Raw genomic sequence first — 12,650 nt, forward strand, 5'->3', positions numbered from 1 at the left:
CGACGCGGAGACGCTGCGCCCTCGCGTCGCGGGCACGTTCACCAGCGCGGACGGACGGGCCGCCACGGTCGACGATCTGCGCGACGTCGACGACGTTCTCTGCGGATCGCTCGAGGTCCTGACCACCACGGGTAAATGTTACTGGCTGCCCATGGAATCGCTTGTGGAGGTCGTCTTCCACGCGCCCCGCCGGCCGCGCGACCTCTATTGGCGTCGTGCAACGGTCGTGGTGCGCAACGGCCCCGAAGGCGACGTCTATCTTCCCACGCTGTATGATCCGCCGGGCGACAGCGACGCTCTTCGCCTGGGTCGGGCGACGGCGTGGTCGGACGACGCGGGACCGGTGCGCGGTCAGGGCCAGAAGACTTTTCTGATCGGTGACGACGCACGGGAGATCATGACGCTCGGCACTTTGACGTTCGCGCCGTCGGGTGCCTGACCCCATGACCGGTCGCCATACGCCCGTGCTCTCGGTGCTCGATCGTCTTCTCGACGATGCGCCGGAACAGTCGATCGATCCGCCCGCCTCCGAGGCTCGCACGCTCAGTTCCCTGTCGTCCGCGATCCGAAGGGATCTGGAGGGCCTGCTGAATGCGCCGCGTCCCTGGATCGTGCCCAGGCCGCATCAGGATGCCCTGTCGCGCTCGTTGCTGACCTACGGGCTGCGCGACGTCACGGCCCGCGTCCTGTCCAATCAGGACGAGCGAGCGCGCATCCGCGACGATGTCGAGTCCACGATCCGGCGTTTCGACCCGCGCCTGGCCGAGATCCGCGTCACCCTGCTGCCCGACGATGCCCCCTTGTCCACCAGGATCCGTCTGCACATCGAGGGGTTCATCCTGATCGATCCCGAACCGGAATTCGTGCGATACAGCACCGCGATCGTGCCGCCCGGCCAGCGCATCTCCGTCCATACCCTGCGCGACGCCTGACCCGGATGAGCGACGACTTCATCTATGCCTATCAGCGCGAACTCGACGCCCTGCGCTCGCTGGGCGATGCCTTCGCGCAGGCGCACCCAAAGATCGCCGGGCGCCTGCGCCTCTCGCGGGATCTGGTCGACGATCCGCATGTCGAGCGCCTTCTCGAAGGCGTGGCCTTCCTGACAGGCCGCGTGCAACAGCGTCTGGACGACGATTTTCCGGAACTGACGAACGCCCTTCTGGACATTCTGTATCCGCACTACCTCGCGCCCCTGCCCTCAGGCTGCATCGTCCAGCTTCATGGCATGCCCGACGCGCGAACTGCGGTCGCCGTCCCCACAGGCGCTCCCCTGCACACCTCCGCGCCCGATGGATCGCCGTGCCGCTTCCGCACCACGGCACCGCTGAACATCTGGCCGCTGCGTGCCCACGACGCGCGTTTGCAGGCCACACCCTTCGATGCCCCCGCGCACGCCGCGACCCGCCGCACGCAAAGCGTGCTGAGCGTCAAACTGTCGCTGGCGGACCGGGACGCGTCCTTCAGTGATATCGCCCCGGATCGACTGACCTTTTTCATTCATGGCCCCTCGGCGCAGGCCATCGCGCTGTATGAACTTCTGTGCGCGCATACCATCGGCGTGTCCCTGGCTGCCGGCCCCAATGACGACCGGCCCACACCGCTTCCTCTGGACGCCTTGCAGCCACGGGGCTTCGCGCCCGACGAGGCACTCTATCCGTGGCCACGCCGCTCGTTCAGCGGCCTGCGCCTGCTGACGGAATATTTCGCGCTCCCCGAGAAATTTCTCTTTTTCGATCTTGCCGGTATCGACGCGCGATCGTTGGTGGACACGCGGTCGGAGATGACTTTGTTCGTCTATCTCGACACCGTTTCGCCGAATTTGACACGCACACTTCACCCGGATGCCCTGCGCCTGAACTGCGTTCCCGTCGTCAATCTTTTCGACACGGCGTGCGAGCCGGTTCGCCTGACCCACTGGCAGACGCGCTATCCCGTCGAACCACCCGCGCATGCCAGCCGTACCGCCGCGATCTGGCAGATCCAGTCCGTGCGCGAAATCCAGAGCGACGGTGCCAGCCTGCCGTGGCAGCCGCTCTACCGCCATCTGCCGACAGACGATGCCCAGAGTGCCGGGGAATACGTCCTGTCCCGGCAGACCACCCTGGCCACGGACGCCACGGAGACCTGGCTGACACCCATCCGGTTTGGCACGGCCGCCGATGCCACGCCCGCGACCGAGCCGCACGCGGCGGTGGACGAACGCCTGCTGTCGATCGATGCCACCATGAGCGATGGCGACATGCCGGCGCGCCTGCCTTTCGGCGGCGGCGCGCCCGTGTTCGTGCCGGAGCACGGGCTGGGTGGCGTCACGCGCATCCATTGCCTGACGCCGCCCACCCAAAGCTGGCGCCGGCGGCAACGCGAACGCAGCGCATGGGCACTGATCACCCATCTCACGCTCAACCATCTCAGCCTTACCGGCGGTGACGAAGGCGCGCAGGCACTGCGCGATCTTCTGACCCTCTATGACGTGCGCGGCTCCGAACAGACCCGGGCGGCCATCGCCGGACTGGTGAGCGTCGAATCACGTCCGACAGTCGCGCGGCTGTCCGACGGACTGAAAATCGGCCTGTGCCGGGGGATCGAGGTCGTGCTCACCTTCGACGCCACGGCATGGGCGGAACACGGCCTGTTTCTGCTGGCCAGCGTACTGGACCGCTTCCTCGCCCTGCACGTGGCATCGAACAATTTCGTACGCACCACGGTCCGTCTGGTTGGCCACCCTGACGAGGTGATGCGCTTCCCGCCGCGCGCGGGGTATCGTCGGGTGCTGTGATGAACGGGCACGATCCGAATTCCTTACCGCAGCCAGCCAGCCCGGGCGCCCCGGATATCTCCCGGGCTCTGGAGGCGCTGATCGCCACCCCGGGTCGTTTTTCGTTCGATGCCGCCATGACGCTTCTGGAGCGGGTCACGGGCCGGCCGATGGCGGAAGTCGTGCACTTCCACACGGCACCGGGCCGCGCGACGCCGTGGAGCGATATCCTGCACGTCCGACCACGGGACGACGGAACCTTCGACGTCACGATCGGCTTTGGCGGCCTGACCGGGCATGACGGCGTCCTGCCGGGCCCTTACGGCGCGCTCGCCGACGAACAGTATCGCGCGCGCGCGCCGGCTTTCGCCGCGTTTCTGGACATGCTTGCCCAACGCCCGCGCGCGCAGTTCGCCGAAGCGGGCACGAAATATATCCCCGACGGCAGCGCGACGGCGGCGGCCCCGGCTGGCACCGGACGCGGCATCGCGCAGACGCTTTTTGCGCTGATGGGCCTTGACGAGGCTCACGCCGTCCAGCGCGCGGGTATCGGCGATCGCCACCTGCTGTATTTCTCGGGCCTGATCGCCACGCGGCCCCGCTCGGCGGAACGGCTGCGCACGCTGCTGGAAGAGTGGGTCGACGCACCCGTGCGGATCGAACAGTTCGCGGGTCAGTGGGTCGCCGTGCCGCCCGATCAGCAATCGCGGCTTCCGGGGGACAAGGACGGTCAATACGTGCAACTCGGGGTCGACGCGGTCATCGGGGCGCGGCTATGGGACATGAACGCGCGGATCGAGATTGTTCTGGGCCCGCTGCCGCTGGACGCCTTTCGCGCTTTTCTGCCAGCGGGTCAGCATCACGATATACTGACGAGGCTGATCCGGCTTTTTGTCGATGACGACGTGGAATGTCTCGTGCGTCTTGGTTTGTGCCGCGACCATGTCCCCGCCGCACAAACCGGCCGCGCGCAACTCGGCGCGGAAGGCTGGCTCGCCCGGTCGGAACCACGAGACTGCGATGCCTACGACGTCACATTTCCGATCCTTGCCAGACCGGCCTAGGGAGCGGGAGCGTCCCCGTGATCGGTGCCGCCCGCGTCCCTAAGATCCTTGTTGGCCGCGTCGATCGTGGCGTCGCCAGCCTTGCGGACAGCCACACCCAACGCCTCGCCCTGATCCTTTCGGCATTCCCGGTCCAGAGCCGCGAACAGATCCCTGATCTGCACATCGGACGCCACGCGCGGCGTCAGAGCATCCCGGTAGGGCTTCATCATGTCTAAAAGTGCGGCAAACCGCGCCTTGGCGGCAGGCGTGGGGTCACCGACATTGTCGGTCCGTGTGTAAAAAATCAGCGCCGCACAGGACGTGTCGGGCGTGAGGATGCCGGCATCGGCGGCCGACGCCCGCGTGATGCCGGAGACAGAAAACGCCGCTAGACACCCCAGGACGGCAGCCTTTTTATGCATAGTTCCCATGTCCGTCACCCGTTTCCGCCTCCACAGCATTACCATGACGCATCGAACAGCGACCGTCACCGGTCACGACGACGCCCCGCCGTTATACCGGCAACGGCGTGAAAGCGCACGCGCGTGTTACCGTCCGCTCCGCATTCACGACACGCCTCCGCGTGGAGCGCTGGAATCGGGTTGCAACGGTAATGCAGCCTCCATTTGATCTGGCCGCAGGGTCCGCACCCTTGTACCGGGTAAAAGAGCGGCACGCAGCCCGGGGACACGACGGCCCTGCCGTCGGACAATGGTTTCGGGCATCGGCAGGACTGGTGAGGACATCATGATTTCCAACGCTGGTAGAAACTCTGCCTGGGATACGATCAACGCTGGCCCCGCGAAGATCAGCGTCATGGGCGCAAATTTCGACCCCCATGCCGTCCCGGTCCCCAGCACGATCGCCCCCGACTTCAAGACAATTGCGGAAGACATCCTTGCCCACAAGGACAAGATGGCCACCCGCGGCGACTGGAACCAGCGCGTCGTCGACTATTGCGACTATGCATCGCAGGCCTTCAGCATCGTGAGCTTTGCCAGCTTCTTCGGAAAGACACCGGCCGACCTGCAAACGGCGTTCGGTCTGGTGTCATCGGGCCTTAGCGTCTTCACGGCCTTCGAGGAAGCCTGCGTGCGGATCAACCGCTACACGCGTGGCAACTGGTCTCGGGCGACACTGCATGGCGACACGAAGATCTACATCGCCAATCCATATCTGCGGGTCAGCCTGGAACCCGCCTCGCACGAGGTACCGTACAACACGATTGCCTATTTCAAACGGCGCGGCCGAAAGCAGACCGCACGCTCGCTTGCCGCCCTGTGCAGTCTGTTTCTGCGGTGCAAGACGGTCGTCGACGTCTCCGCCCTGACGACCGCGCTTTCGTCGCTGGTCAGCAGTTCAGTGAAATTCCACAAGCTCAAGGCGATCGACGCCACCGGCCCGACCGAGGATCATCGGAAACTTCACGATGCGCTCAGGACGGCCACGACGTCGAAGCTGAAGAAGATCGTCAACAAGACGGCGGCGGTGTTTTCCGCGGCCTCGCCTCATGGCGCGGGCGTCGTCTATCATCAGGGCGTGAATATCGGCGATATCGCCACCAAGGTGGGACAAGGCATACAGATCGCCGCCACTGGCATCACACAGCTCGACAAGCTGTCCACCGACTGGCGAAAATCGTTCAAGGAAGCGTTCGACCCGAGGACCATCGCGCTGGGCACACCCAAGGACGTCAACACACAGATCTATATCGCCGCAGCTTATATCCATTTTCGCGCAGTGCTGGAACAATCCGCGGTCAATGTGCGCCCGGACGTCCGGACAAGCCACATTCCCCAACAGTCCGAGCGCGAGGCCCGGTATCTCGCCCAGAAAAGCGGGATAGGGAACGCCTTCACGCGTCATCTGGCCCGCACCGCCTACAGTCAGCAGCACAAGCAGCAGGTCGCCCGTGCCGGAAAAACCTATTCCACCGACGAGACGCAGCGCATGAACGCCGGCCCCGCCACGGCAATTTTCAAGGTCGTGTTTTCGTCGACCTTCGGCGAACGCGGGCACCAGTACGACTATCTGGCGCTTATCAACGAGCCCGCCGGCTGGCTCGCCCTGGCCGACAAGCTGTCGATCTGACGACCGGCCGCGCCGGGCCCAAGAGTCGCCGCATCGCCCCCCGGTCGTCGACAGACCCACGCCGGAGGTTAGGACACCGTTCCGCCCCTCGACGCGCACTCAGTACAGTTCGGGCACGATCATCGACGCCGGGGTCGGCTGACGTTCATACTCGGGGTGATAAACGCGCGCCGGCAGAACGACCTCCGGGTGCGCCACGGGTTCGTAAGGCACCTGCGACAGAAGATGCGTGATGCAATTCAGGCGCGCGCGTTTCTTGTCCACGGCCTGCACCACCCACCACGGCGCTTCGGGTATGCTCGACCGCTCCAGCATGGTTTCCTTCGCATGGGTGTAGTGCTCCCAGCGGCGGCGGCTCTCCAGGTCCATGGGCGACAGCTTCCACTGCTTCAGCGGATCCCCGATCCGGGCATGGAAGCGTGCCTCCTGCTCATCATCGGTGATCGAGAACCAGTATTTCACGATCTGCACGCCGCTTCGGACCAGCATCCTCTCGAACTCCGGGACGGAGCGATAGAACTCCTCGTAGTCCGCGTCGGTACAGAACCCCATCACGCGCTCCACGCCGGCGCGATTGTACCAGCTCCGGTCGAACAGCACGATCTCGCCCGCCGCCGGAAGATGGGCGACGTAGCGCTGGAAATACCATTGGGTGCGTTCACGGTCGTTGGGCGCCGGCAGGGCGGCCACGCGGCAGATGCGCGGATTGAGACGCTGGGTGATACGCTTGATCGCACCACCCTTGCCGGCGGCATCGCGCCCCTCGAACAGGACCACCAGCCGGTGGCCGGTCGCCTTCACCCAGTCCTGCAATTTCACCAGTTCACCCTGCAGGCGGACCAGTTCATGAAAATAGACACGCCGGAACGCGCGGTCGGCCGCGTCGAGCGCGCCGCCCGCCATGTCTTCTTCCAGCGAAAGCTCGAACTCCTCATCAAGGTCGTCGATGATCTCGCGGCGTATCCGGGCCCGGACGGATTCGTCGCAAGGGTTTGTGTCGCGGTCGTCCACCGTGGGTATTCCTTGTCGTGCCGGCATAATCACGCGCAAACTACGCCACGCCCGCAATGACAGCGCGTTAAAGTTCGATGACGGTCGCCCTCGTGTGTTCCGGCCGAAGCCTCGCCGTTCAGAACGTCGTCGTCATGTTCAGCCCTGTCACGACGGCATTGCGGATCGGCCGACCCGTGTCGCCATCGGTCGCGCCACCGCCGACGCCCCAGAAATACTGAACGTCAGGCTGGAGATTCAGCCAGTGCGTCACGGCGGCCTGATACGTCAGTTCGATATGGTGTTCGGGCCGTGGCGGGGCGCCCGTGGCTGTACCGAAGCGGGCGGCGTCGCGCGCGGCCTGCGCCGCGCGACGACCATACAAGCCCACGCCCCACGCGATGCCGAACGTGTCATCCGGCCGGCCGGGCAGAAGTTCATCGAAGGTGAAGCCCGCCTGCACCTCGCGCGTGAAGCGGTTGCGCGTCGCATTGCTGGCCGTGGCACGGACGAACACGTTGATCGTCTTGTCGGAGCCGACTTTCTCGCGCCAGATCATCTGGTCGATCACGACATAGGTCATCCAGTTGCCCCGGTGTTCGCGCGGGTCGCCGCTGCTGTCGGGATCGGCCAGAAGGCCGCCCCGGGCGTCGTAGCGCGGATCGGGGAATGCGCCGCTGTCAAACAGGCCCCCGATTTTCCATGTTCCTGGAAGGGCTGGCGCATCCTTGCCGGACAAATTGCGCGCCAGATCAAGCCAATATTGCGCCTCGCCCACGAAAAGCGCTCCGTTGCCAAGAGAGAAGCGCGTCCCCGACGCATCCCTCTGTGTATCGCCATCGCTGCTGTAGAACGGCCCCCCGGTCGGGTTGTCGTCGGTCACGGCACCCATCAGGACCAGGGCGGACAGTGGCGACCATTTCACCCGCGTCCCCAGAGCCGAATAGGGCCATGACGGGCCACCGGAATACAGATTGCTCGACGTTGACAGCGGCCAGCCGAAACTGGCGTTCAGAAAGAACGAGGCGTTCTGGCTCACCAGAAACTCCGTATCCAGATCAAGCGAGCCCACGCGTATATCCAGCCGGTCGCCGAAGAAGCCCTGCCCGTACCAGACCTCGAACAGGCGCGTCGAACGTCCGGCATCGTAGCCGCTGACCGGATTGAGCGCGCCCAGCCGCTCGTCCGTGAACGACCGGCCACGGATCTGAAGCGCGCTGATATTGAACGCACCGTCATGCCATCCGAACGCCGCGTTCGTGTCGAGCAGCAACGCCATCGCGGTCATGCCGTCATAGGTCGCGCCTCGGTTGAGACCGCCGCCTGTCAGGCCCCAGAGTTCCTCGACGTCCTGGGCGGTCAGACGCACGCCATGGCGGTCCAGCCACGGGCGGGCGCCCCACGCGTCGCCCAGAAGTTCGGTCCCGGCGTCGTCGGGCGGCAGGACAAACGTCGGCGCGGGAACCGGCAACGGTACGCCGGAGGGCAGGATGTCGGTCACCAGCGGATGGCTGGCCGCACGGGCGGCGTTGCCCGCTGCCATCAGCGCCGCGATCACGACCCCCGCGCGCCAGCCCGCGACGGACATCACGGGTTGAGCACGGTCGCGACCTCGCAACGCGCACCGCCTCATGGGTGACGCGGGTCCGAAGGGTCGACGCGAACCGGCCCCTCGGCCGGGCGCGCCGTGCTGTGGCCGGGCGACGCGTCAACACCCACGATGGCACCCATCGCCCGTGCGCCCGGCCCATCGTCCGGGCGTGTCGTTCAGGTCGTCGTGCTCACAGGGGTCAAGGTCGAAGTGCATGCGGCCATGGTGCCCATGCCCGGCGGAGACGCAACCGCCATCGTCACACGTGATGGAATGTCATCGCCATCACCAGGTGCGAGCGACCGGTCATGAGCGATGCCCGCCCTGGGGCACAACAGGCGCCCCTATGCGCTTTCGTGCGTCGGTCGCGACAGCTGCCGACGTGTCGCGTCCGACCGGTGTGCCGGACGACCGCAAAGCCGATGCCGCGTTTCTGTTCGGGCCGCCCTGCCCGACTCGGCGTGCCCGTGACGTAGGCCCGGGCCCGAAACGCGACACCAATACTCGAGAGCTTAAGGCATCGGGCGACGCCGACAGGGGCCCGTTCGGAGCCCGAGGCTCGCCGCCTGACGGTCGCGCCGGTAGGGTTCGATCCGCCGTGGCGCGGGGCGACCGGGCATGAAAAATGCCGATGGCGTTGCTGCGCCCACCTCAGCGAGCAGGAAAGGTCGAGCCGAAACTCTGGCGGCTATGCCCGTTGATTCAGGCTGGGGCAGCCAGAGTCCGCACCTTGGTGACGCAGGCCACCCGTGCGTTCAACCGTATCCGCACCGCGCGATGGTGCCGCCCCAGTCCATGCGCCGGTCAGCCCGGATCGGGCGGTAAGACAGGGTCAGAGAACCGACGCGCCGCAGCACCCGCAGCGTGGGTTATCCACGCCGCCTCTCACCGGACAGGGCCTGATAAATATCCGCGTCATCGCACACTCCGACCAGTTGCCCGTCTTCCTCCACCAGAACCGGAAAACCGCTGCGTTGTCGCATGACGATGACCTCGCCCAGGCTCATGTGTGTTGGCACGATACAGACCGCCCCCGGCTCCCACTCCCCACACGCCCTCATGACCACACCTCGGTCGGCGACGTGCGCGGTCGGCGCGTGCTGGTCGATGGCAATCGTGCCGGCGTCAAGCAACCCGTCGGGCCGAACCGGCAAATCCCGAAAACGCCGCATGAAGGCAGCCGCCAGAATGGTCGGCAGTGGATTCATATGACGTATGAAGTCCGCGACATAGTCGTTGATCGGGCGCAGGGTGATGTCGCCGGGGGTTCCGGTCTGGACGATCCGCCCCTCGCGCATGATCGTGATCCGACTGCCGATCTTGAGCGCTTCGTCGATATCATGGCTGACGAACAGGATCGTCTTTTTCAGCCTTTTCTGCAGGTCCATCAGTTCGTCCTGCAATTTGCGGCGAATGAGCGGATCAAGCGCGGAAAACGGCTCGTCCATCAGGAGGATATCGGCATCGGTCGCAAAGGCGCGGGCCAGGCCCACCCGTTGCTGCATACCGCCCGACAGTTCGTGGACCTGGGCATCGGCCCAACTCGACAAGCCGACCAGCGCCAGCTTTTCCTCGACGATCTCCCGCCGGACCGACGGGGCCATGCCACGCAGTTCCAGTCCGAACCCGACGTTATCACGCACGCTGCGCCAGGGCAGAAGGCCGAACTGCTGAAACACCATGGCGATGCGCGTCTTGCGCAGTTCGCGCAGCGTGTCACCGTCGCACCGTGCGATATCAAGCCACGCAGAGCCGTTTCCGATCCGTACCTCGCCGCGTATGGGCTGATTGAGACGGTTGGCGGCCCGCAGCAGCGTCGATTTACCGGATCCCGACAGTCCCATCAGCACGCTGATCTCACCGCGCGCCACCCCCAGATTCGCACCCGCCACGCCCACCGTCACCTTCAGGGCACGGCTGATCTCCTCACGCGTCTCGCCGGCATCCAGCCGTGCCAGCGCGGCCTCGATGGCACCGCGCCGGCCGCTGCGATCAAACAGGATGTCGATATTGCGAAAGTCGAGCGCCACATTCGCCGTTTCGCTCACTGTGCGGGCTCCTTCGAACGACAGAGGCGATCAAGCATGATCGCAAGCAGCACGATCACGAACCCGGACTCAAACCCGACATCCACCTGCACGGTGTTCAGGGCGCGTACGACCGGCACGCCAAGCCCGCCAGCACCGACCAGAGCCGCGATCACAACCATGGACAGGCTGAGCATGATGCATTGCGTCAGCCCGGCCTGAATTAAGGGCAGAGCCGCGGGGAGTTCGATCTTCCACAGGATCTGCCGCTCGGTCGCGCCGAAAGCCTCGCCCGCTTCGATCAGCGATCGTGGCACGCGCGCGATGCCCATCTGCGTCATGCGGATCGGTGCGGGCACGGCAAAGATGATGGTCGAGATCATGCCTGGCACGGTACCCAGACCGAACAGGATCAGCGTCGGAATCAGATAGACGAACGTGGGCAGTGTCTGCATCAGGTCGAGTATCGGATGCAGCACCTGTGCCAGACGGGGACGATGGGCACTGACCACCCCCAGAGGCACGCCGACCACCATACAACACAGGGTGGAGAACAGGATCAGCGAAAGGGTCGCCATCGTCTCGTTCCAGTATCCCTGGTTGATGATGAACAGTAACCCCAGCGCGATCAGCGCGACCAGTTTCCACGACCGACGCAAAAACCAGGCACCGACGATCGCCACAGCAACCAGCAGCAAAGGCGGGATATCCAGCAGCATTATGGTCAGACCATCGGCACACGCGCCGACCACATCGCTGATCGCATCGAAAACGCCCAGCCCGTAATGCCGGACGACATCAATGACCGCCGCCATCGCCGTGCCGACGGGAATCTTGTGCGCCGTAATCCAGTGTTCAGGTGCCATCATCTGTGCGGCCTTCATTCAGCGGCGTTCAACGCCGGCCCGTCCGAGTGTCGTTCGTGTTCGAAATCCCGTGCCGATCCACGCCCGGTCGCCCCAGCCCGCGGGCCTGCTGGCCCCAGTACGCACGGTCTGGTTCATCCGCCCCCCGCGCTGTTCGGGCAGCCGCCCCCGACCGAGAGGGCCGGTCGCGAAACAGGGCGGCCAGAAGCGAATCCGGATCATCGACGATCCCGAGCGGGCATCCGGCACGGCGTATGTCGAACGAAAGCAGCTCCATCAGACGTCATCTCTTCGCTGGGCTACGCATCGCAGGTGAAAGCATCGATCCGGACAGAGCGCGACGCGACATCCGCGCGTCCCGGACAAGAAAGTTTTACGGCCGCCACGCGGTCGATGGAATACGCGGCGTGGCGAACCGCGCCCACAAAAGCCGCTTGACAGCCTGGAATAGCACATCATGTCGAAACAAGACCATTCCATGACGGAAACATCCGAACACATCACACAGCGCGTCGGACATAGATGTGTCTGCGTTCTCGACAACGTTCAGAACCCCGGCGCCTTTTAACGTCCATGCCGGCCGCGATCCGTGGCGCGGTGTGAACCGCCGTCGCCAGACCGCAATGGACGCCTGCGCGAGCAATCGCGACAACGAGCGATCAACTCGTTGCGAAACGCGTTGAATGAGCGTTCAATTTATGGATAACTGACTGCATGAACCGTCAGCCCTCCCCACACGAGACCCGATCCCCACCCCGACGCCGAAGTGCGACCGAAGATGATCGTCGTACCGCCCTGATCACGGCGACGCTGGATGTCCTGCGTGAGGCGGGGCTGGCCGGGACGACGTTCGCGCGCATCGCTGCCCGTGCCGACGTCTCGCCCAGTCTTCTGGTATATTACTTTCAGGACAAGGACCGACTTCTGGGCGCGGCGTTCGCCCACGTCGCCGGCGCCCTGTCGGCGGAGGTGGCGCGCGCGCAACGCCAGGCACGTGGGCCCCGCGCGCGGCTGGACGCGTTGATCGGCTGTTGCCTCAGCGGCGACCAGTTCACGGCCGCCAACGCCGTCCTATGGCTCTTTTTCTGGGCCGAAGCCCCGCACATCCACACGCTCCGCCGCGTGCAACGCCTGTATCAGCGCCGCATGATCGCCAACCTGCGGTTCGATCTGGCACGGCTTGTCCCGCCAGCGGCCGCCCACGACCTGGCGCACATGCTGGCGGCGCTGATCGACGGGACATGGCTGCATGGCGCGCTGGGCGGGGGTGCGGCCCACGAC

Annotated in this window: 12 protein-coding genes; 6 read left to right on the forward strand and 6 right to left on the reverse strand. The window is 65.2% G+C overall.

What is annotated here, in order from left to right:
• The 4 genes from HUK82_RS10460 to tssG all read left to right on the forward strand — a co-directional run.
• The coding region (locus HUK82_RS10460; RefSeq protein ID WP_305144406.1) for a type VI secretion system accessory protein TagJ at positions 1-439 on the forward strand (439 nt) is incomplete at its 5' end.
• Positions 440-443: 4 nt separating this feature from the next.
• Positions 444-932 (forward strand): type VI secretion system baseplate subunit TssE, encoded by a 489-nt coding sequence (gene tssE / locus HUK82_RS10465; RefSeq protein WP_176613902.1) that lies wholly within the window; start codon positions 444-446, stop codon positions 930-932.
• Between the two features lie 5 nt (positions 933-937).
• Complete coding sequence (tssF, locus tag HUK82_RS10470) at positions 938-2,779, forward strand: type VI secretion system baseplate subunit TssF (RefSeq protein WP_176613903.1); 1,842 nt, start codon at positions 938-940, stop codon at positions 2,777-2,779.
• Positions 2,779-3,822, forward strand: coding sequence for a type VI secretion system baseplate subunit TssG (tssG, locus tag HUK82_RS10475; protein ID WP_176613904.1), 1,044 nt, complete (start codon positions 2,779-2,781; stop codon positions 3,820-3,822). Before tssF ends, tssG begins: the two co-directional genes overlap by 1 nt.
• Here the strand turns inward: tssG and HUK82_RS10480 are convergent.
• A complete protein-coding gene (locus HUK82_RS10480; RefSeq protein WP_176613905.1) occupies positions 3,819-4,226 on the reverse strand; it encodes a hypothetical protein in 408 nt (135 codons plus the stop codon). The genes tssG and HUK82_RS10480 overlap by 4 nt on opposite strands.
• A gap of 325 nt (positions 4,227-4,551) precedes the next feature.
• On the opposite strand from HUK82_RS10480, the gene HUK82_RS10485 reads away from it, so the two are divergent.
• Positions 4,552-5,895 (forward strand): hypothetical protein, encoded by a 1,344-nt coding sequence (locus HUK82_RS10485; protein WP_176613906.1) that lies wholly within the window; start codon positions 4,552-4,554, stop codon positions 5,893-5,895.
• A gap of 99 nt (positions 5,896-5,994) precedes the next feature.
• Here HUK82_RS10485 and ppk2 read toward each other — a convergent pair whose 3' ends face one another.
• From ppk2 to HUK82_RS10510, 5 genes are all read right to left on the reverse strand, one after another.
• Positions 5,995-6,933 carry a polyphosphate kinase 2 gene (ppk2, locus tag HUK82_RS10490; protein WP_176613910.1) on the reverse strand — a complete coding sequence of 313 codons (939 nt, stop codon included), beginning with the start codon at positions 6,931-6,933 and terminating at the stop codon, positions 5,995-5,997.
• Between the two features lie 91 nt (positions 6,934-7,024).
• Complete coding sequence (locus tag HUK82_RS10495) at positions 7,025-8,473, reverse strand: carbohydrate porin (protein WP_176613911.1); 1,449 nt, start codon at positions 8,471-8,473, stop codon at positions 7,025-7,027.
• 872 nt (positions 8,474-9,345) lie between these two features.
• The gene (locus HUK82_RS10500) at positions 9,346-10,524 is read right to left on the reverse strand and encodes a quaternary amine ABC transporter ATP-binding protein (protein ID WP_176613907.1); all 1,179 of its coding nucleotides are present in this window, start codon (positions 10,522-10,524) and stop codon (positions 9,346-9,348) included.
• Positions 10,521-11,387 (reverse strand): choline ABC transporter permease subunit, encoded by an 867-nt coding sequence (gene choW / locus HUK82_RS10505; RefSeq protein WP_246495680.1) that lies wholly within the window; start codon positions 11,385-11,387, stop codon positions 10,521-10,523. The genes HUK82_RS10500 and choW overlap by 4 nt, the downstream gene beginning before the upstream one ends.
• 10 nt (positions 11,388-11,397) lie before the next feature.
• Entirely contained in the window at positions 11,398-11,646 is a 249-nt protein-coding gene (locus HUK82_RS10510; RefSeq protein ID WP_176613908.1) for a hypothetical protein, read from the reverse strand.
• Positions 11,647-12,083: 437 nt separating this feature from the next.
• Here HUK82_RS10510 and betI point away from each other — a divergent pair.
• Positions 12,084-12,650: transcriptional regulator BetI (gene betI, locus HUK82_RS10515; RefSeq protein WP_176613909.1), on the forward strand; the 567-nt coding region annotated here is incomplete at its 3' end.

It is taken from the genome of Ameyamaea chiangmaiensis, assembly GCF_013376175.1.
Taxonomy (GTDB): domain Bacteria; phylum Pseudomonadota; class Alphaproteobacteria; order Acetobacterales; family Acetobacteraceae; genus Ameyamaea; species Ameyamaea chiangmaiensis.